The 19,946-nt window shown below is 62.8% G+C and carries 32 protein-coding genes; all 32 read right to left on the bottom strand.

The window, feature by feature from the left end:
- Window positions 1-35: 35 nt before the first annotated feature.
- The 32 genes from ROV93_RS12115 to rpsL all read right to left on the bottom strand — a co-directional run bounded on the left by ROV93_RS12115 (window position 36) and on the right by rpsL (window position 19,680).
- Complete coding sequence (locus ROV93_RS12115; RefSeq protein ID WP_005415421.1) at window positions 36-542, bottom strand: disulfide bond formation protein B; 507 nt, start codon at window positions 540-542, stop codon at window positions 36-38.
- 162 nt (window positions 543-704) lie between these two features.
- Window positions 705-1,088 (bottom strand): 50S ribosomal protein L17, encoded by a 384-nt coding sequence (gene rplQ, locus ROV93_RS12110; RefSeq protein ID WP_005408217.1) that lies wholly within the window; start codon window positions 1,086-1,088, stop codon window positions 705-707.
- A gap of 190 nt (window positions 1,089-1,278) precedes the next feature.
- Entirely contained in the window at window positions 1,279-2,277 is a 999-nt protein-coding gene (gene rpoA / locus ROV93_RS12105; RefSeq protein ID WP_005408216.1) for a DNA-directed RNA polymerase subunit alpha, read from the bottom strand.
- A 55-nt stretch (window positions 2,278-2,332) separates the two neighbouring features.
- Window positions 2,333-2,962, bottom strand: coding sequence for a 30S ribosomal protein S4 (gene rpsD / locus ROV93_RS12100; protein WP_004145446.1), 630 nt, complete (start codon window positions 2,960-2,962; stop codon window positions 2,333-2,335).
- A 15-nt stretch (window positions 2,963-2,977) separates the two neighbouring features.
- Window positions 2,978-3,367, bottom strand: coding sequence for a 30S ribosomal protein S11 (gene rpsK, locus ROV93_RS12095; RefSeq protein WP_004145443.1), 390 nt, complete (start codon window positions 3,365-3,367; stop codon window positions 2,978-2,980).
- A gap of 11 nt (window positions 3,368-3,378) precedes the next feature.
- A complete protein-coding gene (gene rpsM / locus ROV93_RS12090; protein ID WP_004154500.1) occupies window positions 3,379-3,735 on the bottom strand; it encodes a 30S ribosomal protein S13 in 357 nt (118 codons plus the stop codon).
- Between the two features lie 347 nt (window positions 3,736-4,082).
- Window positions 4,083-5,450 carry a preprotein translocase subunit SecY gene (secY, locus tag ROV93_RS12085; RefSeq protein ID WP_005415420.1) on the bottom strand — a complete coding sequence of 456 codons (1,368 nt, stop codon included), beginning with the start codon at window positions 5,448-5,450 and terminating at the stop codon, window positions 4,083-4,085.
- Window positions 5,451-5,457: 7 nt separating this feature from the next.
- Window positions 5,458-5,901 carry a 50S ribosomal protein L15 gene (gene rplO / locus ROV93_RS12080; RefSeq protein ID WP_004154498.1) on the bottom strand — a complete coding sequence of 148 codons (444 nt, stop codon included), beginning with the start codon at window positions 5,899-5,901 and terminating at the stop codon, window positions 5,458-5,460.
- 6 nt (window positions 5,902-5,907) lie between these two features.
- Window positions 5,908-6,099, bottom strand: coding sequence for a 50S ribosomal protein L30 (gene rpmD / locus ROV93_RS12075; RefSeq protein WP_005408214.1), 192 nt, complete (start codon window positions 6,097-6,099; stop codon window positions 5,908-5,910).
- Window positions 6,092-6,634 carry a 30S ribosomal protein S5 gene (rpsE, locus tag ROV93_RS12070; protein ID WP_005415419.1) on the bottom strand — a complete coding sequence of 181 codons (543 nt, stop codon included), beginning with the start codon at window positions 6,632-6,634 and terminating at the stop codon, window positions 6,092-6,094. Before rpsE ends, rpmD begins: the two co-directional genes overlap by 8 nt.
- A 161-nt stretch (window positions 6,635-6,795) precedes the next feature.
- Window positions 6,796-7,149, bottom strand: coding sequence for a 50S ribosomal protein L18 (gene rplR, locus ROV93_RS12065; protein ID WP_004154495.1), 354 nt, complete (start codon window positions 7,147-7,149; stop codon window positions 6,796-6,798).
- Window positions 7,150-7,181: 32 nt separating this feature from the next.
- Complete coding sequence (rplF, locus tag ROV93_RS12060; RefSeq protein ID WP_049416175.1) at window positions 7,182-7,706, bottom strand: 50S ribosomal protein L6; 525 nt, start codon at window positions 7,704-7,706, stop codon at window positions 7,182-7,184.
- An 18-nt stretch (window positions 7,707-7,724) separates the two neighbouring features.
- Window positions 7,725-8,123, bottom strand: coding sequence for a 30S ribosomal protein S8 (gene rpsH, locus ROV93_RS12055; RefSeq protein WP_005408210.1), 399 nt, complete (start codon window positions 8,121-8,123; stop codon window positions 7,725-7,727).
- A gap of 257 nt (window positions 8,124-8,380) precedes the next feature.
- Window positions 8,381-8,686: a 30S ribosomal protein S14 gene (gene rpsN / locus ROV93_RS12050; RefSeq protein ID WP_005408209.1), complete on the bottom strand. Its 306-nt coding sequence runs from the start codon at window positions 8,684-8,686 to the stop codon at window positions 8,381-8,383.
- An 18-nt stretch (window positions 8,687-8,704) separates the two neighbouring features.
- Window positions 8,705-9,247 carry a 50S ribosomal protein L5 gene (gene rplE, locus ROV93_RS12045; protein ID WP_005415416.1) on the bottom strand — a complete coding sequence of 181 codons (543 nt, stop codon included), beginning with the start codon at window positions 9,245-9,247 and terminating at the stop codon, window positions 8,705-8,707.
- 11 nt (window positions 9,248-9,258) lie between these two features.
- The gene (rplX, locus tag ROV93_RS12040) at window positions 9,259-9,576 is read right to left on the bottom strand and encodes a 50S ribosomal protein L24 (protein WP_004154490.1); all 318 of its coding nucleotides are present in this window, start codon (window positions 9,574-9,576) and stop codon (window positions 9,259-9,261) included.
- A gap of 16 nt (window positions 9,577-9,592) precedes the next feature.
- Window positions 9,593-9,961, bottom strand: coding sequence for a 50S ribosomal protein L14 (gene rplN, locus ROV93_RS12035; RefSeq protein WP_010483978.1), 369 nt, complete (start codon window positions 9,959-9,961; stop codon window positions 9,593-9,595).
- A gap of 12 nt (window positions 9,962-9,973) precedes the next feature.
- Window positions 9,974-10,243 carry a 30S ribosomal protein S17 gene (gene rpsQ / locus ROV93_RS12030; protein WP_004154489.1) on the bottom strand — a complete coding sequence of 90 codons (270 nt, stop codon included), beginning with the start codon at window positions 10,241-10,243 and terminating at the stop codon, window positions 9,974-9,976.
- An 11-nt stretch (window positions 10,244-10,254) separates the two neighbouring features.
- Complete coding sequence (gene rpmC / locus ROV93_RS12025; RefSeq protein WP_004154487.1) at window positions 10,255-10,440, bottom strand: 50S ribosomal protein L29; 186 nt, start codon at window positions 10,438-10,440, stop codon at window positions 10,255-10,257.
- Window positions 10,440-10,853 carry a 50S ribosomal protein L16 gene (gene rplP, locus ROV93_RS12020; RefSeq protein ID WP_004154486.1) on the bottom strand — a complete coding sequence of 138 codons (414 nt, stop codon included), beginning with the start codon at window positions 10,851-10,853 and terminating at the stop codon, window positions 10,440-10,442. Before rplP ends, rpmC begins: the two co-directional genes overlap by 1 nt.
- A gap of 5 nt (window positions 10,854-10,858) precedes the next feature.
- Window positions 10,859-11,593: a 30S ribosomal protein S3 gene (rpsC, locus tag ROV93_RS12015; RefSeq protein ID WP_005415414.1), complete on the bottom strand. Its 735-nt coding sequence runs from the start codon at window positions 11,591-11,593 to the stop codon at window positions 10,859-10,861.
- An 18-nt stretch (window positions 11,594-11,611) separates the two neighbouring features.
- Window positions 11,612-11,947 carry a 50S ribosomal protein L22 gene (rplV, locus tag ROV93_RS12010; RefSeq protein WP_004145348.1) on the bottom strand — a complete coding sequence of 112 codons (336 nt, stop codon included), beginning with the start codon at window positions 11,945-11,947 and terminating at the stop codon, window positions 11,612-11,614.
- A 12-nt stretch (window positions 11,948-11,959) separates the two neighbouring features.
- Window positions 11,960-12,229, bottom strand: a complete 270-nt coding sequence (gene rpsS / locus ROV93_RS12005) for a 30S ribosomal protein S19 (RefSeq protein ID WP_005415413.1) — start codon at window positions 12,227-12,229, stop codon at window positions 11,960-11,962.
- 6 nt (window positions 12,230-12,235) lie between these two features.
- Window positions 12,236-13,063, bottom strand: a complete 828-nt coding sequence (rplB, locus tag ROV93_RS12000; protein ID WP_004145339.1) for a 50S ribosomal protein L2 — start codon at window positions 13,061-13,063, stop codon at window positions 12,236-12,238.
- 10 nt (window positions 13,064-13,073) lie between these two features.
- Window positions 13,074-13,373 carry a 50S ribosomal protein L23 gene (gene rplW, locus ROV93_RS11995; protein WP_004145338.1) on the bottom strand — a complete coding sequence of 100 codons (300 nt, stop codon included), beginning with the start codon at window positions 13,371-13,373 and terminating at the stop codon, window positions 13,074-13,076.
- Window positions 13,370-13,975 carry a 50S ribosomal protein L4 gene (rplD, locus tag ROV93_RS11990; RefSeq protein ID WP_005415412.1) on the bottom strand — a complete coding sequence of 202 codons (606 nt, stop codon included), beginning with the start codon at window positions 13,973-13,975 and terminating at the stop codon, window positions 13,370-13,372. The genes rplW and rplD overlap by 4 nt, the downstream gene beginning before the upstream one ends.
- A gap of 12 nt (window positions 13,976-13,987) precedes the next feature.
- Window positions 13,988-14,638: a 50S ribosomal protein L3 gene (gene rplC / locus ROV93_RS11985; RefSeq protein ID WP_004145336.1), complete on the bottom strand. Its 651-nt coding sequence runs from the start codon at window positions 14,636-14,638 to the stop codon at window positions 13,988-13,990.
- A gap of 11 nt (window positions 14,639-14,649) precedes the next feature.
- A complete protein-coding gene (rpsJ, locus tag ROV93_RS11980) occupies window positions 14,650-14,961 on the bottom strand; it encodes a 30S ribosomal protein S10 (protein WP_005408208.1) in 312 nt (103 codons plus the stop codon).
- A gap of 332 nt (window positions 14,962-15,293) precedes the next feature.
- On the bottom strand, window positions 15,294-16,484 hold the full coding sequence (tuf, locus tag ROV93_RS11975) for an elongation factor Tu (RefSeq protein WP_065178958.1): 1,191 nt from the start codon (window positions 16,482-16,484) through the stop codon (window positions 15,294-15,296).
- Between the two features lie 52 nt (window positions 16,485-16,536).
- The gene (fusA, locus tag ROV93_RS11970; protein WP_072167920.1) at window positions 16,537-18,678 is read right to left on the bottom strand and encodes an elongation factor G; all 2,142 of its coding nucleotides are present in this window, start codon (window positions 18,676-18,678) and stop codon (window positions 16,537-16,539) included.
- Between the two features lie 141 nt (window positions 18,679-18,819).
- Window positions 18,820-19,293, bottom strand: coding sequence for a 30S ribosomal protein S7 (rpsG, locus tag ROV93_RS11965; RefSeq protein ID WP_004145321.1), 474 nt, complete (start codon window positions 19,291-19,293; stop codon window positions 18,820-18,822).
- Window positions 19,294-19,305: 12 nt separating this feature from the next.
- Window positions 19,306-19,680, bottom strand: coding sequence for a 30S ribosomal protein S12 (gene rpsL / locus ROV93_RS11960; RefSeq protein WP_004145320.1), 375 nt, complete (start codon window positions 19,678-19,680; stop codon window positions 19,306-19,308).
- Between the last annotated feature and the right edge of the window lie 266 nt (window positions 19,681-19,946).

Genomic DNA, 19,946 nt, shown 5'->3' with positions numbered 1-19,946 from the left:
CTTTCCGCAGGAGAGGGCTCCGACCCCGCCTTAGTTCAGCGCTTGACCTTGCGCAGCGACACCACCAACGCCCACAGCGCCAGCAGCACGAACCACACGCCCGACCACATCGGCATGGTCAGGCCCAGGAACGTCCAGTCGATATTGCCGCAGTTGCCGGTACCGGTCAGCACCGTGCGGAATACTTCCAGCGGCCCCATGGTCTCGCGCAGGAAGCTCAGCGGCGGGCCGCAGGTCGCACCCATCTCCGGTGGCAGCATCTGCACGTAGACGTGGCGCGCAGCGATGCCTACGCCGACCGCGGCGGCAATGAAGGCGAGCACGCCGTAGGTTGCCCGGCCAGGACGGTTGGAGGGCCCGTGCAGTGCACCGATCAGGAACAGCAGGCCCAGCGCGGCGAACGCCAGCCGCTGGAAGATGCACAGCGGGCACGGCTCCAGGCCCATCTTCAGCTGCAGGAAGATCGCGTAGCCCAGCAGGCCCGCGCAGATCAGGAAGCCCAGGAAGAACTGGGCGCGGAAGGGCCAGCGCAGTGGATTCATCGTCAACGCTCGAATGGATCAAGGCGCCAAGCGTAACCGAGAGTGCATGCCATTCGAACCGCCACAGGTGACGCCTGTCGGAACGGTGCGGGTCAGATCCCGCAGAAACGCAAAAGCCCGGCAGAGGCCGGGCTTTCGCTGTGTCGCGTTGGAGCGGTCCGATTACTCGGCCACTTCCTCGGCCACGACCGGACGGTCAACCAGCTCGACGTAGGCCATCGGCGCGTTGTCGCCAGCGCGGAAGCCACACTTCAGCAGGCGCAGGTAGCCGCCCGGACGGTTCGCGTAGCGCGGGCCCAGGATGGTGAACAGGTTGCCCACGGCTTCGTTGTCGCGCAGGCGAGCGAAAGCCAGACGGCGGTTGGCGACGGAGTCGACCTTGGCCAGGGTGATCAGCGGCTCGGCAACGCGGCGCAGTTCCTTGGCCTTCGGCAGGGTGGTCTTGATCAGCTCGTGCTTGAACAGCGAGGCGGCCATGTTCTTGAACATCGCTTCGCGGTGGGCGCTGGTGCGGCTGAACTTACGGCCAGACTTCTGGTGACGCATGGTGATATTCCTTGGTTAATGATGAGGCTGTGCGGATCGTTGTCGCCATCCTGGCGTTGCTGCGCGGACTGCGGATGGTCCTGGCCGCCCGTCCTGGACGACCTGCCCGCGAACCTGGGGTTCGTCGTGGCATGTTGTGTTGCGTTGAAGGCCCCACCGCGAACGGTGGAGCCTTCAGGCATTGCCGATATCAGCCCAGCATGCCGTGGCTGGCGACGCCGGCCGGCGGCCAGTTCTCCAGCTTCATGCCGAGCGACAGGCCGCGCTGAGCCAGCACTTCCTTGATCTCGGTGAGCGACTTCTTGCCCAGGTTCGGGGTCTTCAGCAGCTCCACTTCGGTCTTCTGGATCAGATCGCCGATGTAGTAGATGCTTTCAGCCTTCAGGCAGTTGGCCGAACGCACGGTCAGCTCCAGATCGTCGATCGGGCGCAGCAGCACCGGATCCACGCCGTTGTTGGCCGGCTTGGCCGCACCGCGGTCGCGGTGGGTGAAGTCACCGAACACCGACAGCTGGTCGCTGAGGATGTCGGCGGCGGTGCGCACGGCTTCCTCGGCATCGATGGTGCCGTTGGTCTCGATATCGATGACCAGCTTGTCCAGGTCGGTGCGCTGTTCGACACGCGCCGCTTCCACGGCATAGGCGACACGGCGGACCGGCGAGAACGAGGCATCCAGGACCAGGCGGCCGATGGCACGGGTTTCTTCGTCCGGACGACGACGCGCGGCAGCCGGCTGGTAGCCGAAACCACGTTCGATCTTCAGACGCATGTTGATTGCCGTGTCCTTGGTCAGGTGGCAGATCACATGGTCGCCGTTCAGGATCTCCACATTGTGGTCGACCTTGATGTCGGCAGCGGTGACAACGCCCGGGCCCTGCTTGGACAGGGACAGGGTGGCGCTGTCGCCGGAGTGCATACGGATGGCCACATCCTTCAGGTTGAGCAGGACTTCGAGCACGTCCTCCTGCAGACCTTCGACCGTGGTGTACTCATGCAACACGCCGTCGATTTCGACTTCCGTGATGGCGAAGCCCGGGATGGACGACAGCAGCACGCGACGCAGGGCGTTGCCCAGCGTATGCCCGTAACCCCGCTCCAAAGGTTCGATAACGACCTTTGCACGGGTGTCGGTAAGGCGTTCGATCTGCGGACCGCGAGGACGCAGAACCTGGTTGGCGGTAACCGTCATGTTGCGGGTTCTCCTAGTGAACCCCCGGCCGTCGCCGGGGGCTCTCCAATGTGAATTACTTCGAATACAGCTCGACGATCAGCGCTTCGTTGATGTCCGCAGGCAGATCCGAACGATCCGGAACAGCCTTGAAGATGCCGGTGAACTTGCCGGAATCCACTTCAACCCACGACGGGCTCAGGTCATGCTGGGCGGCGACGGTCAGGGCTTCCTGGACGCGCAGCTGCTTGGCAGCCTTTTCGGACAGAGCGATGGCGTCGCCAGCCTTGACCTGGTACGAAGCCAGGTTGACCGACTTGCCATTCACGGTGACGCCGCGGTGCGACACCAGCTGACGGGCAGCCGGACGGGTCACGGCGAAGCCCATGCGGTAGACGACGTTGTCCAGGCGGGTTTCCAGCAGCTGCAGCAGGTTCTCGCCGGTGTTGCCCTTCTTGGTCGAGGCCTTCTTGTAGTAGTTGCGGAACTGACGCTCCAGCAGGCCGTAGATACGCTTGACCTTCTGCTTTTCACGCAGCTGGGTGGCGTAGTCGGACAGCTTGCCCTTGCGGGCAGTGGCGCCGTGCTGGCCGGGCTTCTGCTCCAGCTTGCACTTGGAGTCCAGCGCACGCGCCGGGCTCTTCAGGGACAGGTCGGCGCCTTCGCGGCGGGCGAGCTTACAGGTAGGACCGATATAACGAGCCATTTCTTATCGCTCCCTTTAGACGCGACGCTTCTTCGGCGGACGGCACCCGTTGTGCGGGATGGGCGTCACGTCGATGATGTTGGTGATCTTGTAGCCGACGTTGTTCAGCGAACGCACGGCCGACTCACGGCCCGGACCCGGGCCCTTGATGCGGACTTCCAGCGACTTCACGCCGTAGTCCAGCGCAGCACGACCGGCCTTTTCAGCAGCCACCTGGGCAGCGAACGGGGTCGACTTGCGCGAACCGCGGAAGCCAGCGCCACCGGAGGTCGCCCACGACAGAGCATTGCCCTGGCGATCGGTGATGGTGACGATGGTGTTGTTGAACGAAGCGTGGACGTGGGCAACGCCGTCGGTGACGACGCGCTTGATCTTCTTCTTGGTCTTAGCAGCGGGCTTAGCCATTTCTCAGTCCCTTACTTCTTGATCGCCTTGCGCGGACCCTTGCGGGTGCGGGCGTTGGTACGGGTGCGCTGGCCACGCAGCGGGAGGCCACGACGGTGACGCAGGCCGCGGTAGCAGCCCAGGTCCATCAGGCGCTTGATCGCGATGCCGATCTCACGGCGCAGATCGCCTTCCACGATGTACTTGCCGACTTCGGCGCGCAGGCGCTCGATTTCCGGCTCCGACAGATCGCGGATCTTGGTGGTCGAAGCAACGCCTGCGACTTCGCAGACCTTCTTCGAACGGGTACGGCCGATGCCGTAAATGCTTTGCAACCCGACCCAGACGTGCTTCTGGGCTGGCAGGTTGACGCCTGCAATACGCGCCATGACGCGGTTCTCCAGCTGAGTGATGGCCGACAGCGCGCCTCGGGCACGCCAATCCGGCAGGATGGATCAAAAAAGTGAACTAGCAATACTAACAAGGTTCCGGTTTACATGGAAGCCCGTGAAACCATTGGTTTCATGAACCCGGCCTGGGGAGTGTGCCCAGGCTCCGGCGCCGGATGGGGTTGGACCTGGGGTTTCCCCCGGGGCCGCCCGCGCTACTCCAGCGCGGGACCACCTCATCACACCCCCACCCGGAACCGCTGCGGGGGCCGCCCTTCGTTTGTGTGGCCGGAATCCGCGAAGCGGAGGGACCATCACGTCAGGAAGACGAAAGTATAACAGGCCTATCAGCCGCGGGCAAAACCGCCGCGGTTGCCGCCCTTCAGGTTGGCCTTCTTCAGTAGGCTCTCGTACTGGTGGGACATCAGGTGTGCCTGCACCTGGGCGATGAAGTCCATCACCACCACCACCACGATCAGCAGCGACGTGCCACCGAAGTAGAACGAGGCATTCAGCTGCGTGCGCATCAGTTCCGGCAGCAGGCAGACGATCACCAGGTAGGCCGAGCCGGCCGCGGTCAGGCGGGTCAGCACGCCGTCGATGTAGTCGGCGGTGGCCTTGCCCGGACGGATGCCCGGAATCAAAGCGCCCGACTTCTTCAGGTTGTCGGCGGTTTCCTGCGAATTGAACACCAGCGCGGTATAGAAGAACGCGAAACCGGTGATCAGCGCAGCGAACACGATCATGTGCAGCGGCTCGCCCGGGCCCAGGGCATTGGCGACCTTCTGCAGGACCTGACCGAAGCTGCTCTGGTTGGCAGCCTGGCCGGACCACATGGCCAGGGTGGCCGGGAAGGCCAGCAGGCTCGAGGCAAAGATCGCCGGGATGACGCCGGCCATGTTGAGCTTCAGCGGCAGGAACGAGGTCTGGTTCATGTACGCGTTGCGACCGCCCTGGCGGCGCGCGTAATTGACCGTGATCCGGCGCTGGCCGCGCTCCACGAACACCACGAAGAAGGTGAAAGCGAGCACGACGATAGCGATCAGCAGCAGTTGGATGAACTGGATGTTGCCGTCGCGGTAGGCGTCGAAGGTGTGGATGACCGCACCCGGCAGGCCGGCGACGATACCGGCGAAGATGATCAGCGACACGCCGTTGCCGATACCGCGTTCGGTGACCTGCTCACCGACCCACATCAGGAACATGGTGCCGGCAGTCAGTGCGACCACCGCGGTGAGCACGAAGCCCATGCCGGGGGCGTACACGACCGGAGCGCCCGACGGCGAAACCTGCCCCTGCAGGGCCAGCGCGATCGAACCGCCCTGCACCACTGCCAGCAGCACGGCGCCGATGCGCGAATACTGGGTGATCTTGCGGCGGCCGGACTCACCTTCCTTCTGCATCGCCTTCAGGGCGGGGAAGATGTGCACGGCCAGCTGCATCACGATCGATGCCGAGATGTACGGCATCACGTTCAGCGCAAAGATGCTGAAACGGTGCAGGGCGCCGCCCGAGAACATGTTGAACATGTCCACGATGCCGCCGCCCTGCTGTTGCATCATGGCAAGCATGGCATCGGGATTGACGCCCGGCACCGGCACGTAGCAGCCGATGCGATAGACGATCAAAGCCCCGACGACGAACAGCAAACGTTGGCGAAGTTCAGTGAACTTGCCCATTCCGCCCGCGAGGTTACCGATGCCAGCTTGCGCCATGATTTTCTTACTCCGTTACGCTGCCGCCGGCAGCTTCGATCGCAGCCTTGGCACCAGCCGTGGCAGCAATACCCTTCAGGGTGAACGCCTTGGTCACTTCGCCCTTGACGACGACCTTGGCCTTCTTGGCAGTGCTCGGGACCAGCTTGGCAGCACGCAGGGCGGCGAAGTCGATCTCACCGGCCGGCAGCTTGTCCAGCGCGTACAGCAGCACTTCAGCGGTGTCCTTGGCGATCGGCGAACGGAAGCCGATCTTCGGCAGACGACGCTGCATGGGGGTCTGGCCGCCTTCGAAGCCAGCCTTGATCTTGCCGCCACCCTTGCGGGCGAACGAACCCTTGTGGCCGCGGCCGGCAGTCTTGCCCAGGCCCGAGCCGATACCGCGGCCGACGCGGGTGCGCTCGGTGCGGGCGCCCGGTGCCGGGCTCAGTTCATTGAGACGCAGAGTCATGGTCGATTACTCCTCAACCTGGACGAGGTACTGAACCTTGTTGATCAGGCCGCGCACCTGCGGGCTGTCCTTCAGTTCACGCACATCGTTGAGCTTGTTCAGGCCCAGGGCACGCACCGACAGGCGGTGACGCGACTGGGTGCCACGCAGGCCACGCACCAGGCGGACCTTCACAGTCTTGTTGGACTCATTAGCCATGGTTGAGTTCCTCCACCTTCTTGCCGCGCTTGGCCGCGATGCGGGCCGGCGACTGCGCAGCAGTCAGGCCCTTCACGGTGGCGCGCACCAGATTGATCGGGTTGCGCGAACCGGTGGCCTTGGCCAGCACATTCTTCACGCCAACGGCTTCCAGCACGGCGCGCATGGCACCGCCGGCGATGACGCCAGTACCTTCCGAAGCCGGCTGCATGAACACGCGGGCTGCGCCGTGACCATCCTTGATGGTGTGCCACAGGGTGCCGTTGTTCAGGTCAACGCTGACCAGGTTCTTGCGGGCCTGTTCCATCGACTTCTGGATGGCGACCGGCACTTCGCGGGCCTTGCCATAACCGAAACCGACCTTGCCTTCGCCGTCGCCGACCACGGTCAGGGCGGTGAAGGTGAACTGGCGGCCACCCTTGACGGTCTTGCTGACGCGGTTGACCGCGACCAGCTTTTCGATCATGCCGTCGTCGATCTTCTCTTCGCGGTTACGGTCGCGATCGCGACCCCGCTGCTGACGCTCTTCTGCCATGTTGATTCCTTGGTTGTTTGGGTATGTACGGCTCGAGGCCGCTTATGGTTGTGGAGTGACGCGTTGTTCCGGTGGACCGCTGCAGAAGAGCGGCGCCGTCCAGCCTCGCTCAGGCTGGCGAGCAGGCAGGCAGGAGGCCATCGGCCCCCTGCCCTTGTCCCTTAGAACTGCAGGCCGGCTTCGCGGGCGGCTTCTGCCAGGGCCTTGATGCGGCCGTGGTAGCGGTAGCCCGAACGATCGAAGGCAACCTTTTCGATGCCGGCGGCCTTGGCACGCTCGGCAACGATGCGGCCGACCTTGGCAGCGGCATCGGCGTTCTTGCCGTTCTTCAGGCCTTCCTTGACGTCGGTCTGGGTGGTGTTGGCGGCAGCCAGCACCTTCGAACCGTCAGCGGTGAAGACCTGGGCGTACAGGTGCTGGCCGGTGCGCAGCACCGACAGGCGGGCGACGCCGAGCTCACGGATGTGGGCGCGGGTCGACTTGGCGCGACGCAGGCGGGCGATGTTCTTGTTCATGATGTTTTTTCCTTGAAAGCGGAAGCGCCTAATTAGGCCTTCTTGGCTTCCTTACGGATGATGACTTCGTCGGAGTACTTCACGCCCTTGCCCTTGTACGGCTCCGGCTTGCGGAACGCACGGATCTTGGCGGCGACTTCACCGACGACCTGCTTGTCAGCGCCCTGGACCAGGATCTCGGTCTGGGTCGGGGTGGAGATGGTGATGCCTTCCGGTGCCACGAACACGACCGGATGCGAGAAACCGAGCGACAGGCTCAGATCCTTGCCCTGCATGGCAGCACGGTAACCCACGCCGACCAGCTCCAGCTTGCGCTCGAAGCCTTCGGACACGCCCTTGACCATGTTGGCCAGGATCGCGCGCACGGTACCGGTCAGCGCGACCAGGTCGGCGCTCTCGGTGCTCAGGGTGGCAACGCCGCTGTCGACGTTGATGGCAATACCGGCCGGCTTGACCAGCGACAGGGTGCCCTTCGGGCCCTTGACGGTGATGCTTTCCGACTGGACGTTCAGTTCGACCTTACCCAGGGTGACGGGCTTCTTGGCTACGCGGGACATAGTTCTACTCCTTTCGCCTTAGGCCACGAAGCACAGGACTTCGCCGCCGACGCCCAGCTGGCGCGCCTGCGCATCAGTCATGATGCCCTTGGAGGTGGAAATGATGGAGATGCCCAGGCCATTCATGACCTTCGGCAGCTCGCTCTTGCCGCGGTACTGGCGCAGGCCCGAACGCGAGAAGCGCTTCAGGGTCGCGATGACCGGCTTGCCTTCGAAATACTTCAGCACGATTTCCAGCTCGGACTTGTTGTTTTCCAGCTGGGTCACGCGCAGGTCGGTGATGTAACCCTCGTCCTTCAGGACCTGGGCGATCGCAACCTTGATCTTGGACGACGGGGCTTTCACCGTCTGCTTGCCAACCGCAGCCGCATTCTTGATGCGGACCAGCAGGTCGGCGATGGGATCAGTCATGCTCATATGAGTACCTTTGAGTGCACCGATATCCGCTTTCGCGAAAATCTGTTGTCTCCTGGAAACGGGCCAGGTCCCTTGATGCAGCGGGCCGGGGCCCACTCCTACAACCCCGTTTGCGCAGGGCAAGACGCGGGAGTATACGCCAAAAGAGCCCGACTTGCGCCGGGCTCTTCGGGTTTTTTCGCAGAAAGGAAGCTGAACGCCTCCCTCCCCGGTTCAGAAGCCCCCGAGGGGGCTCCTGATCGCAGGGCCGGCTGGGATTACCAGCTGGCCTTGCGCAGGCCCGGGACGTCGCCACGCATGGTGGCTTCGCGCAGCTTGTTGCGGCCGAGGCCGAACTTGCTGTACACGCCACGCGGACGACCCGACAGCTCGCAACGGTTGCGCTGACGGCTCGGCGACGAATCGCGCGGCAGCTTGGCCAGCTTGGTTGCGGCGTCGATCTTCTCTTCGTAGGTCGCGTCCACGGAGGACACGATCTTCTTCAGAGCCGCACGCTTCTCAGCGTACTTCTTGGCCAGCTTTTCCCGCTTGATGTCGCGGTTGACCATGGAGGTCTTTGCCATTTCGGTTTCCTCGACAGATCAGTTACGGAACGGGAACTTGAACGCTGCCAGCAGCGCCTTCGCTTCCGCGTCGGTCTTCGCAGTGGTGGTGATGGCGATATCCATACCGCGGATCGCGTCGACGGCGTCGAAGTCGATTTCCGGGAAGATGATCTGCTCCTTCACACCCATGTTGAAGTTGCCGCGGCCGTCGAAGGAACGACCGGAAACACCACGGAAGTCGCGCACGCGCGGCAGCGAGATGTTGATCAGGCGGTCCAGGAACTCGTACATCTTGTGGCGACGCAGCGTGGTCTTGCAGCCGATCGGCCAACCATCACGGATCTTGAACGACGCAACCGAGATACGCGACTTGGTGACAACCGGCTTCTGGCCGGAAATCTTGGTCATGTCCGCGACGGCGTTTTCCAGGATCTTCTTGTTGGTGGCAGCCTCGCCCACACCCATGTTCAGGGTGACCTTGACGAGCTTCGGTACTTCCATCGGATTGGTGTAGCCGAACTGCTTCATCAGCGCCGGCACCACTTCTTCCTTGTAGATCTTTTCGAGACGGGAAGTCATCTTCACATTCCTCAGGCGTCGAGCGCCTCACCGCTGGAGCGGAACACACGCAGTTTGCGTCCATCCTCCAGCACCTTGAAGCCAACGCGTTCGCCCTTGCCCGAAGCCGGGTTCAGCACGTTCACGTTGGAGATATGGATCGAAGCTTCGCGCTCGACCACGCCGCCGGCAACACCTGCCTGCGGGTTCGGCTTGGTGTGGCGCTTGACGATGTTCACGTTGGCGACGACCACGCGGTCGCCGTCGACGCGGACGACTTCGCCCTGCTTGCCCTTGTCCTTGCCAGCGTTGACGACAACCTGGTCGCCCTTCTTGATACGGTTAGCCATGATTATCTCCTGTCGCTCACAGCACTTCGGGAGCGAGCGAGACGATCTTCATGAACTTCTCCGAACGAAGTTCACGGGTCACCGGCCCGAAGATACGGGTACCGATCGGCTCCTGCTTGTTGTTCAGCAGGACGGCAGCGTTGCCGTCGAAGCGGATCAGCGAACCGTCGGCGCGACGCACACCCTTGCGGGTACGCACCACGACGGCGTCATACACTTCACCCTTCTTGACCTTGCCGCGCGGAATTGCATCCTTCACGGTGACCTTGATGATGTCGCCGATACCGGCGTAACGGCGCTTGGAACCACCCAGCACCTTGAAGCACATCACCTGCTTGGCACCCGAATTGTCCGCGACGTCAAGGTAGCTCTGCATCTGGATCATGATTCAGACTCCTTATTCAGCCGCACGCGTGATGACTTCCACCACGCGCCAGTTCTTGGTCTTGGACATCGGAGCAATCTCGGTCACGCGGACGACGTCGCCTTCCTTGCAGGCGTTGTCGGCATCGTGGGCGTGCAGCTTGGTCGAGCGCTTGATGTACTTGCCGTACAGCGCGTGCTTGACCTGACGCTCAACCAGGACGGTAACCGTCTTGTCCATCTTGTTGCTGACGACACGGCCTTCGACCGTGCGCAGCGTCTTCTTTTCAGTATTGTCGCTCATAGCGGCCATCCTTACTTCGTGCTGCCGAGCAGGGTCTTGACGCGAGCAATCTCGCGACGGACCCGGCGAATGTCGTGGGTCTTCGGCAGCTGGCCGGTGACCTGCTGCATACGGACAGAGAACTGTTCCTTACGCAGGTCGATCAGGTGGGCCTTGAGTTCGTCAGCCGACTTTTCACGGAGAGTTTTGATATCCATCAGCGCACCGTACGGGTCACGAAAGTGGTGGTGACCGAGAGCTTGGCGGCGGCCAGGCGGAACGCCTCGCGAGCCACTTCCTCGGAAACACCCTCGATTTCATAGATCATGCGGCCGGGCTGGATCTGGGCCACCCAGTATTCCACGTTACCCTTACCCGAACCCATTCGGACTTCGATGGGCTTCTTGGTGATGGGCTTGTCGGGGAACACGCGGATCCACATCTTGCCGCCGCGCTTGACGTAGCGGCTGATCGAGCGGCGGGCCGCTTCGATCTGGCGCGCGGTCAGCTGACCGTGTGCGGTTGCCTTCAGGCCGTATTCGCCGAAGCTGACAGCGTTGGCGCTCCAGCTCAGGCCATCGTTACGGCCCTTGTGTACCTTGCGGTACTTGGTTCGCTTGGGTTGCAACATTGTCGTTACCTCGCTTCACGGGCCGGGCGCTGACGGTCACCACGGTCGCCGCGATCGTGACGATCGTTGCGCGACGGGGTGTCGTCCTGCTTTTCCTGGCCAACCTGGGAGAAATCGAAGACCTCGCCCTTGTAGATCCAGACCTTGATGCCGATGATGCCGTAGGTCGTCTTGGCTTCAGCGAAGCCATAGTCGATGTCGGCACGCAGGGTGTGCAGCGGCACGCGGCCTTCGCGGTACCACTCCGAACGGGCGATTTCTGCACCGTTGAGGCGGCCACCGACGTTGACCTTGATGCCCAGGGCACCCAGGCGCATCGCGTTGCCGACCGAGCGCTTCATTGCACGGCGGAACATGATGCGACGCTCCAGCTGCTGGGCGATCGACTCGGCAACGAGCTGCGCGTCCAGTTCCGGCTTGCGCACTTCGGTGACGTTGATGTGCGCCGGGACGCCCATCATCTCGCTCACTTCCTTGCGCAGCTTCTCGATGTCCTCACCGCGCTTGCCGATCACCACGCCCGGACGGGCGGTGTGGATCGTCACGCGAGCGGTCTTGGCCGGACGCTCGATCAGGATCTTGCTGATGCCGGCCTGAGCCAGCTTCTTGCGCAGCATGTCGCGCACTTTCAGGTCGGCTGCCAGGTAACCGGCGAACTCGGCCTTGTTGGCGTACCACTTGGAGTTCCAGTCCTTGGAAATGCCGAGGCGGATACCAATCGGATGAACTTTATGACCCATGGTCTTTTCCTTATCCGCTTACTTGGCGGCGCCCACAACCACAGTGATGTGGCTGGTGCGCTTGAGGATGCGGGTACCGCGGCCTTTCGCCCGCGCCATGAAACGCTTCAGGGTCGGACCTTCATCAACCATGATGGTCTGAACCTTCAGCTCGTCGACGTCGGCGCCCTGGTTGTTCTCGGCGTTGGCAATTGCCGACTCCACCACCTTCTTGATCAGGTGGGCAGCCTTCTTGTCCGAGAACTTCAGCAGGTTGACCGCACGTTCGGCCGGCAGACCGCGCACCTGGTCAGCGACCAGACGAGCCTTCTGCGGGGAGATGCGCGCAGTGCGCAGGATGGCTTTCGCTTCCATTGTCATCTCTCCTTACTTGCCCGACTTCTTGTCACCACCGTGACCCTTGAAGGTCCGGGTGATGGCAAATTCGCCGAGCTTGTGGCCGACCATGTTCTCGTTGACGAGAACCGGGATGTGGTTCTTGCCGTTATGCACGGCAATGGTGATGCCTACCATGTCAGGCAGGATCATCGAACGGCGCGACCAGGTCTTGATCGGCTTCTTGCTGCCCGCAGCGGCCTCCACCTTCTTGACGAGGTGGTGATCGACGAACGGGCCCTTCTTGAGTGAACGTGCCATGGTCGATTAGCCCCTACGATCGCGGACGATGAACTGCTGAGTGCGCTTGTTATGGCGCGTCTTGTAACCCTTGGTCGGGACACCCCACGGGGTGACCGGATGCGGGTTACCCTGGCCGGCCTTGGCCTCACCACCACCGTGCGGGTGGTCAACCGGGTTCATGGCAGCACCACGAACGGTCGGGCGGACGCCGCGCCAACGCTTGGCACCGGCCTTGCCCAGCTTTTCCAGGCTGTGCTCGTCGTTGCCGACTTCGCCGATGGTGGCGCAGCACTCGACCGGAACCTTGCGCATTTCACCCGAGCGCAGGCGCAGGGTGGCGTAGATGCCTTCACGAGCCACCAGCTGCACGGCCGCACCAGCGGCACGAGCGATCTGAGCGCCCTTGCCCGGCTTCAGTTCGATGCAGTGGATGGTGGTGCCGACCGGGATGTTGCGCAGCGGCAGGGTGTTGCCGGCCTTGATCGGGGCGTCCGAACCAGCGATCACCTGATCACCAGCCTTCAGGCCCTTCGGGGCGATGATGTAGCGACGCTCACCGTCGACGTAGCACAGCAGAGCGATGTGGGCGGTGCGGTTCGGATCGTATTCGATGCGTTCCACGCGCGCCGGGATGCCCAGCTTGTTGCGCTTGAAGTCGATGATGCGGTAGTGCTGCTTGGCACCACCACCGACGTGACGCACGGTGATGCGACCGTGGTGGTTACGACCACCCGAGCGGCTCTGCGACTCGACCAGCGCGGCGTGCGGAGCACCCTTGTGCAGGTCGGGGGTGACCACGCGCACGGCCGAACGGCGGCCGGGGGAGGTGGGCTTGAATTTCATCAATGGCATGGGATGTACCTCAGGCCTTGGCCGTTACATCGATCGACTGGCCGTCGGCCAGGCGAACGTACGCCTTGCGCCAATCGCCGCGGCGGCCAGCACGGTTACGGAAGGACTTGTTCTTGCCCTTGACGTTGACCACGTTGACGGCTTCGACCTTGACGTCGAACAGCTGCTCAACCGCGGCCTTTACATCGGCCTTGGTGGCTTCGTTCGAAACTTCGAAGACATACTGATTGGAGAGTTCCTGCAGGCGCGCGGTCTTTTCCGAGACACGCGGGGCACGCAGCACGCTGAAGATTTTTTCGTTGCTGTTCATGCCAGCCACTCCTCGACCTTCTTGACCGCGTCAGCGGTGATGACGACCGTGTCGGCACCCACCAGCGAGACCGGGTCCAGACCCTGCACGTCACGCACCTGCACGTACGGCAGATTGCGGGCGGACAGGTACAGGTGCTCGGACGCTTCCTCGGTGACGATCAGCGGGCGCTTGCCCACTTCCAGGCCGGCCAGCTTGGCGATCAGACCCTTCGTGCTGGTGGCTTCGACGTCGAAGGCCTCCACGATGGTCAGACGGCCCTGACGGTTCAGCTCGGACAGGATCGCGCACATGGCGGCACGGTACTGCTTGCGATTGACCTTCTGCTCGAAGCTGCGCGGCTTGGCCGCGAAGGTGACACCGCCGCCGACGAAGATCGGAGCCGTCAGTGCGCCATGACGCGCGCCGCCGCCCTTCTGCTTCTTCGACTTCTTGGTGGTACCAGCCACTTCGGAGCGAGTCTTCTGTGCCTTGGTGCCGGCGCGACCGGCGTTGCGGTAAGCAACGACGACCTGGTGGACCAGATCTTCGCTGAAATCGCGACCGAACACGGCTTCGGAGACCGAGACCTTGTTGTTGCTACCCGTGATAACGAGTTCCATCGTCATCTCTCCTTATGCCTTGCTCGCCGGACGGACGATCACATCGCCACCCGCCGCGCCCGGAACGGCGCCGCGAACCGCGATCAGACCGCGCTCGACGTCGACCTTGACCACTTCCAGGTTCTGGGTGCTCTGCTGCACCGCGCCCATGTGGCCCGACATCTTCTTGCCCGGGAAAACGCGACCCGGGGTCTGGCGCTGACCCAGCGAACCCGGCGCGCGATGCGACAGCGAGTTACCGTGGGTTGCATCGCCCATACGGAAGTTGTGGCGCTTGATGGTGCCCTGGAAGCCCTTACCCTTGGTGACACCCTGGACGTCGACGATCTGGCCGACTTCGAAGATGTCCGCCTTGACTTCGCCGCCAACGGCGAAATCGCCGAGCTGCGCGTCTTCAACGCGGAATTCCCACAGGCCACGACCCGCTTCCACCTTCGCCTTGGCGAAGTGGCCGGCTTCCGGCTTGTTGACCAGGGCAGCGCGACGCGCGCCGACGGTCACCTGCACGGCGCTGTAGCCGTCGGTTTCGACGGTCTTGATCTGCGCGATGCGGTTCGGGGTTGCTTCGATCAGGGTCACCGGGATGGAGCGGCCATCTTCAGTGAACACGCGGCTCATGCCGGCCTTGCGGCCCACGAAGCCCAACGAATACTTCTTCGTCATGGTCGTAGTCCTCAGGTCAGCTTGATCTGAACGTCGACGCCGGCAGCCAGTTCGAGCTTCATCAGCGCGTCCACGGTCTTGTCATTCGGGTCAACGATATCGAGCACGCGCTTGTGCGTGCGGGTCTCGTACTGGTCACGCGCGTCCTTGTCGACGTGCGGGGAAACGAGAACGGTGTAACGCTCGATCTTGGTCGGCAGCGGGATCGGGCCACGCACTTGCGCGCCGGTCCGCTTTGCCGTTTCAACGATCTCGCTGGCCGAACGGTCGATCAGACGATGATCGAACGCTTTCAGCCGGATCCGGATCTTTTGGTCCGCCATGGCGGTAGGTTCCTTCGTTAAAAGAGCGACAGACAAAGCCTCTGGGTTGCTTTGCCCCATGAAATTCCTGAATACGGACGGCCCGCAGTCCTGCAGGCCGCCAAGGTCAATCCGTGGACCTCAAAAACGTAGGCAGACCAGTTACCCGGCCTGCCCAGACGTAGAAGCATAATGGCACGCAAGGCAGCTGTCAACAGTCACCTGTTGACGCCGCCTGAATGGCATTGACCCTTCCTGGTCCGGGGAACACAAGGCACATCCTGTGCCTGCTTTCCCATTTGATACGCCCCGATGCCCTACCCAGGCAACATCGGGGCGCAGATACTACCAGATTACTCGATGATCTTCGAGACCACGCCGGCGCCGACGGTACGACCGCCTTCGCGGATGGCGAAGCGCAGGCCTTCGTCCATGGCCACCGGGTTGATCAGGGTGACTTCCATCTTGACGTTGTCACCCGGCATCACCATTTCGACGCCTTCCGGCAGCTTGGCGGCACCGGTGATGTCGGTGGTGCGGAAGTAGAACTGCGGACGGTAGCCGTTGAAGAACGGGGTGTGGCGGCCGCCCTCGTCCTTCGACAGGACGTACACTTCGCCTTCGAACTTGGTGTGCGGCTTGATCGTGCCCGGCTTGGCCAGCACCTGGCCACGCTCGACGTCGTCACGCTTGGTGCCGCGCAGCAGCAGGCCAGCGTTGTCGCCTGCCTGACCCTGGTCCAGCAGCTTGCGGAACATTTCAACGCCGGTCACGGTGGTCTTCTGCACCGGACGGATGCCGACGATTTCGATTTCGTCGCCAACCTTGATCACGCCGCGCTCGATACGACCGGTCACCACGGTGCCGCGGCCCGAGATCGAGAACACGTCTTCCACCGGCATCAGGAACGGCTTGTCGATCGCACGCTCCGGCTCCGGAATCCAGCTGTCCAGCGCGTCGACCAGCTTCAGGATGGCCGGCACGCCGATGTCGCTCTGGTCGCCTTCCAGCGCCAGACGGGCCGAACCGGCGATGATCGGGGTGTCGTCGCCCGGGAACTCGTACTTGCTCAGCAGCTCGCGCACTTCCATCTCGACCAGCTCGAGCAGCTCGGCGTCGTCCACCATGTCGGCCTTGTTCAGGAACACGACGATGTACGGCACGCCGACCTGGCGCGACAGCAGGATGTGCTCACGGGTCTGCGGCATCGGGCCGTCAGCGGCCGAGCACACCAGGATCGCGCCGTCCATCTGGGCGGCACCGGTGATCATGTTCTTGACGTAGTCAGCGTGGCCCGGGCAGTCAACGTGGGCGTAGTGACGGGTCGGGGATTCGTATTCGACGTGCGCGGTCGAGATCGTGATGCCACGCGCCTTTTCTTCCGGCGCGGCGTCGATCGAGGAGTAGTCCTTGAACTCGCCACCGAAGCGCTCGGCACCGATCTTGGTCAGTGCGGCGGTCAGCGTGGTCTTGCCGTGGTCGACGTGACCGATGGTGCCGACGTTGACGTGCGGCTTGGTGCGTTCGAACTTACCCTTTGCCATTGTTCTATACCTTGATTGTTCGTAAGTGGTTTCAAGAGAGGCTGAGCGAGGCTCAGCCCTTCTTCATGACGGCTTCGGCGATGTTGCTCGGAGCCGGCTCGTAGTGATCGAATTCCATGGTGAAGGTGGCGCGGCCCTGGGTCTGCGAACGCAGCGCAGTGGCGTAGCCGAACATTTCACCCAGCGGGATCATCGCGTTGATGATGCTGGCCGAACCGTCACCGGTGGTGTCGGAACCCTGCAGCACGCCGCGACGACGGCTGACGTCGCCCATCACGTCACCCTGGTAATCCTCCGGGGTCACGATCTCGACCTTCATGATCGGCTCCAGCAGCACCGGCTTGGCCTTGGCGAAGCCCTGCTTGAAGGCCATCGACGAAGCCAGCTTGAACGCCATTTCCGAGGAGTCGACGTCGTGGTACGAACCGAACACCAGCTTCACCTTGACGTCCACGACCGGGAAGCCAGCCAGCGGGCCGCTGGTGATGGTTTCGCGCAGGCCCTTCTCGACCGACGGGATGAATTCCTTCGGGATCACGCCGCCGGTGATGTCGTTGATGAACAGGAAGTCGTCCTTGATCATCGGAGCGATCTTCGGATCGGCACGGTCGGCAGCGGTGATCGGCGACAGCTCGATCACGACGTGACCGTACTGACCCTTACCACCGGACTGCTTGGCGTGCTTGTAGTCCGACTTGACGTCGGCCAGGGTGATGGTTTCGCGGTAGGCCACCTGCGGCGCGCCGACGTTGGCTTCAACGTTGAACTCGCGCTTCAGGCGGTCAACGATGATGTCCAGGTGCAGCTCGCCCATGCCCGAGATGATGGTCTGGCCGGATTCTTCGTCGGTCTTGACGCGGAACGACGGATCTTCCTGCGCCAGGCGGCCCAGGGCCAAGCCCATCTTTTCCTGGTCCGACTTGGTCTTCGGCTCGACGGCCATCGAGATCACCGGCTCCGGGAACGTCATGCGCTCCAGGATGATCGGGGCGTCCACGGCGCACAGGGTGTCACCGGTGGTGGTGTCCTTCAGGCCCACGGCAGCGGCGATGTCACCAGCCAGAACTTCCTTGATTTCCTCGCGGTTGTTCGAGTGCATCTGCAGGATGCGGCCGATGCGCTCCTTCTTGCCCTTCACCGAGTTCAGCACGGTGTCGCCACCGTTCAGGGTGCCCGAGTAGACACGGAAGAAGGTCAGCGCGCCGACGAACGGGTCGGTGATGATCTTGAAGGCCAGCGACGAGAACGGAGCCTTGTCGTCCGACTTGCGGGTCATTTCGACGGTGTCGTCGTCAACGTCCACGCCCTTCACGTCCGGCACGTCGACCGGCGACGGCAGCAGCTGGATCACGCCGTCCAGCATGGCCTGCACGCCCTTGTTCTTGAAGGCCGAGCCGCAGTACATCGGCACGATCTCGGTGGCCAGGGTGCGGGTACGCAGGGCGTTGATGATTTCAGCCTCGGCCAGCTCTTCGCCGCCCAGGTACTTTTCCATCAGCTCTTCGCTGGCTTCGGCAGCGGTCTCGACCATGAACTGGCGAGCCTCTTCAGCCGGGCCCTGCAGTTCGGCCGGGATGTCGCTGTATTCGAACTTCATGCCCTGCGAAGCTTCATCCCAGTGGATGGCCTTCATCTTCAGCAGGTCGACGACGCCCTTGAAGTTGTCTTCAGCGCCGATCGGCAGCTGCATCGGCACGGCAACCGCACCCAGCTTGGCCTTCAGCTGGCCGACGACCTTCTGGAAGTTGGCACCGGTGCGGTCCATCTTGTTGACGAACGCGATGCGCGGCACGTGGTACTTGTTTGCCTGGCGCCACACGGTTTCCGACTGCGGCTGCACGCCACCGACGGCGCACAGGACGAAGACGGCACCGTCGAGCACGCGCAGCGAACGCTCCACTTCGATGGTGAAGTCGACGTGCCCGGGGGTGTCGATGATGTTGAAGCGGTGCTCCGGCAGGGACTTGTCCATGCCCTTCCAGAACGCGGTGGTGGCAGCGGACTGGATCGTGATGCCACGCTCCTGCTCCTGCTCCATCCAGTCCATGGTGGCGGCGCCGTCGTGCACTTCACCGATCTTGTGGCTCTTGCCGGTGTAGAACAGGATGCGCTCGGACGTGGTGGTCTTGCCGGCATCGATGTGAGCCATGATGCCGAAGTTACGGTAACGCTCGATGGGAGTGGAACGGGCCACGGGAGCCTCTCAGATTTCTTGGATTTCGGATGGCCGAACGCCGCCTTTCGGCGGCCTTCGGATTGGCGCAGTCCTTCTGGGACCGCGAGGCAGCACGCACCGAAGTGGTGCTGCCCTGCCTGTTTTACAAGGCCGTCAAACTCACCAGCGGTAGTGCGCGAATGCCTTGTTGGCTTCGGCCATGCGGTGGGTTTCTTCGCGCTTCTTGATGGCGCCGCCGCGGTTTTCCGAGGCGTCGATCAGTTCAGCAGCCAGCTTCTTCGGCATGGTGTTCTCACCACGCTTGCGCGCGGAGTCGATCAGCCAGCGCATGGCCAGGGCCATCTTGCGCGACGAACGCACTTCGACCGGCACCTGGTAGGTGGCACCACCGACGCGGCGCGACTTGACTTCGACCGCCGGAGCGACGTTGTCCAGAGCCTTCTGCACCAGTTCAATGGCGTTGGCGCTGCTGTTCTTCTCGGTGATCACGTCCATGGCGCCGTACACGATCTTTTCGGCGACGGACTTCTTGCCGCTCTGCATGACCATGTTGATGAAACGGGCGATGGTTTCGCTTCCGTGCTTCGGATCGGGCAGGACGGAACGCTGCGGAGTATTACCCTTACGCGACATAGTGCTCTCTCCTTATGCCTTCGGACGCTTGGCGCCGTACTTGGAACGGGCCTGGCGACGCTTGGCAACGCCGGCGGCGTCGAGCGAGCCACGAACGGTGTGGTAACGCACACCCGGCAGGTCCTTGACGCGACCGCCGCGGATCAGGACCACGGAGTGCTCCTGCAGGTTGTGGCCTTCACCACCGATGTAGGAAATCACTTCTTCCTGGTTGGTCAGGCGGACCTTGGCAACCTTGCGCAGAGCCGAGTTCGGCTTCTTCGGAGTGGTGGTGTAGACACGGGTGCAGACGCCACGGCGCTGCGGGCACTTGTCGAGCGCCGGCGAGGCACTCTTGTAGGTGGTCGCTTGCCGCGGCTTGCGGACCAGCTGGTTGATCGTCGCCATCAGTAGGTTCTTCTGATTGGTGGCCGGAAAATCCGGCCAGAGATGCGGAAATGTTAAAGCAGGCCGAAATTTTGGCCTGCTGAGACAGACGATTGTAGCAACCTGCAAGGAAAGCAGTCAAACGCCTCCTGTCAAGCCCGTCCCTGATCCCGGGACGTTACTGGGGGGCCTCCATGTACCCCGTTCAGGTTGGCTGGGTCGATCGCGGACGATCTCCCCTGCCCTTTCCCAATCCCATCGATGGACCGACGGGGTGGTCCGGCCTT

Origin of the sequence: Stenotrophomonas maltophilia group sp. msm4, from assembly GCF_032025605.1 — a bacterium.
Classification (GTDB): Bacteria; Pseudomonadota; Gammaproteobacteria; order Xanthomonadales; family Xanthomonadaceae; genus Stenotrophomonas; species Stenotrophomonas sepilia.
This window is presented reverse-complemented; position numbering and strand designations above follow the sequence as displayed.

Coding starts and splice junctions, on each gene's coding strand:
- ROV93_RS12115 (WP_005415421.1), bottom strand. CDS start 542: ATGAATCCACTGCGCTGGCCCTTCCGCGCCCAGTTCTTCCTGGGCTTC.
- rplQ (WP_005408217.1), bottom strand. CDS start 1,088: ATGCGTCACCAGAAGTCTGGCCGTAAGTTCAGCCGCACCAGCGCCCAC.
- rpoA (WP_005408216.1), bottom strand. CDS start 2,277: ATGACGGTTACCGCCAACCAGGTTCTGCGTCCTCGCGGTCCGCAGATC.
- rpsD (WP_004145446.1), bottom strand. CDS start 2,962: ATGGCTCGTTATATCGGTCCTACCTGTAAGCTCGCCCGCCGCGAAGGC.
- rpsK (WP_004145443.1), bottom strand. CDS start 3,367: ATGGCTAAGCCCGCTGCTAAGACCAAGAAGAAGATCAAGCGCGTCGTC.
- rpsM (WP_004154500.1), bottom strand. CDS start 3,735: ATGGCGCGTATTGCAGGCGTCAACCTGCCAGCCCAGAAGCACGTCTGG.
- secY (WP_005415420.1), bottom strand. CDS start 5,450: ATGGCGCAAGCTGGCATCGGTAACCTCGCGGGCGGAATGGGCAAGTTC.
- rplO (WP_004154498.1), bottom strand. CDS start 5,901: ATGACTCTGCGTCTCAATGAACTGAGCCCGGCACCGGGCGCCCGCACC.
- rpmD (WP_005408214.1), bottom strand. CDS start 6,099: ATGGCTAATGAGTCCAACAAGACTGTGAAGGTCCGCCTGGTGCGTGGC.
- rpsE (WP_005415419.1), bottom strand. CDS start 6,634: ATGGCAGAAGAGCGTCAGCAGCGGGGTCGCGATCGCGACCGTAACCGC.
- rplR (WP_004154495.1), bottom strand. CDS start 7,149: ATGAACAAGAACATCGCCCGCCTGCGTCGCGCCAAGTCGACCCGCGCC.
- rplF (WP_049416175.1), bottom strand. CDS start 7,706: ATGTCCCGCGTAGCCAAGAAGCCCGTCACCCTGGGTAAGGTCGAACTG.
- rpsH (WP_005408210.1), bottom strand. CDS start 8,123: ATGAGCATGACTGATCCCATCGCCGACCTGCTGGTCCGCATCAAGAAT.
- rpsN (WP_005408209.1), bottom strand. CDS start 8,686: ATGGCAAAGACCTCCATGGTCAACCGCGACATCAAGCGGGAAAAGCTG.
- rplE (WP_005415416.1), bottom strand. CDS start 9,247: ATGACTTCCCGTCTCGAAAAGATCTACAAGGAAGAAGTGGTGCCGGCG.
- rplX (WP_004154490.1), bottom strand. CDS start 9,576: ATGGCTAACCGTATCAAGAAGGGCGACCAGGTTGTCGTCAACGCTGGC.
- rplN (WP_010483978.1), bottom strand. CDS start 9,961: ATGATCCAGATGCAGAGCTACCTTGACGTCGCGGACAATTCGGGTGCC.
- rpsQ (WP_004154489.1), bottom strand. CDS start 10,243: ATGAGCGACAATACTGAAAAGAAGACGCTGCGCACGGTCGAAGGCCGT.
- rpmC (WP_004154487.1), bottom strand. CDS start 10,440: ATGGATATCAAAACTCTCCGTGAAAAGTCGGCTGACGAACTCAAGGCC.
- rplP (WP_004154486.1), bottom strand. CDS start 10,853: ATGTTGCAACCCAAGCGAACCAAGTACCGCAAGGTACACAAGGGCCGT.
- rpsC (WP_005415414.1), bottom strand. CDS start 11,593: ATGGGTCATAAAGTTCATCCGATTGGTATCCGCCTCGGCATTTCCAAG.
- rplV (WP_004145348.1), bottom strand. CDS start 11,947: ATGGAAGCGAAAGCCATCCTGCGCACTGCGCGCATCTCCCCGCAGAAG.
- rpsS (WP_005415413.1), bottom strand. CDS start 12,229: ATGGCACGTTCACTCAAGAAGGGCCCGTTCGTCGATCACCACCTCGTC.
- rplB (WP_004145339.1), bottom strand. CDS start 13,063: ATGCCATTGATGAAATTCAAGCCCACCTCCCCCGGCCGCCGTTCGGCC.
- rplW (WP_004145338.1), bottom strand. CDS start 13,373: ATGAACAGCAACGAAAAAATCTTCAGCGTGCTGCGTGCCCCGCGTGTC.
- rplD (WP_005415412.1), bottom strand. CDS start 13,975: ATGGAACTCGTTATCACGGGTAGCAACAACAAGGTCTCGGTCTCCGAA.
- rplC (WP_004145336.1), bottom strand. CDS start 14,638: ATGACGAAGAAGTATTCGTTGGGCTTCGTGGGCCGCAAGGCCGGCATG.
- rpsJ (WP_005408208.1), bottom strand. CDS start 14,961: ATGGCGGACCAAAAGATCCGGATCCGGCTGAAAGCGTTCGATCATCGT.
- tuf (WP_065178958.1), bottom strand. CDS start 16,484: ATGGCAAAGGGTAAGTTCGAACGCACCAAGCCGCACGTCAACGTCGGC.
- rpsG (WP_004145321.1), bottom strand. CDS start 19,293: ATGTCGCGTAAGGGTAATACTCCGCAGCGTTCCGTCCTGCCCGATCCG.
- rpsL (WP_004145320.1), bottom strand. CDS start 19,680: ATGGCGACGATCAACCAGCTGGTCCGCAAGCCGCGGCAAGCGACCACC.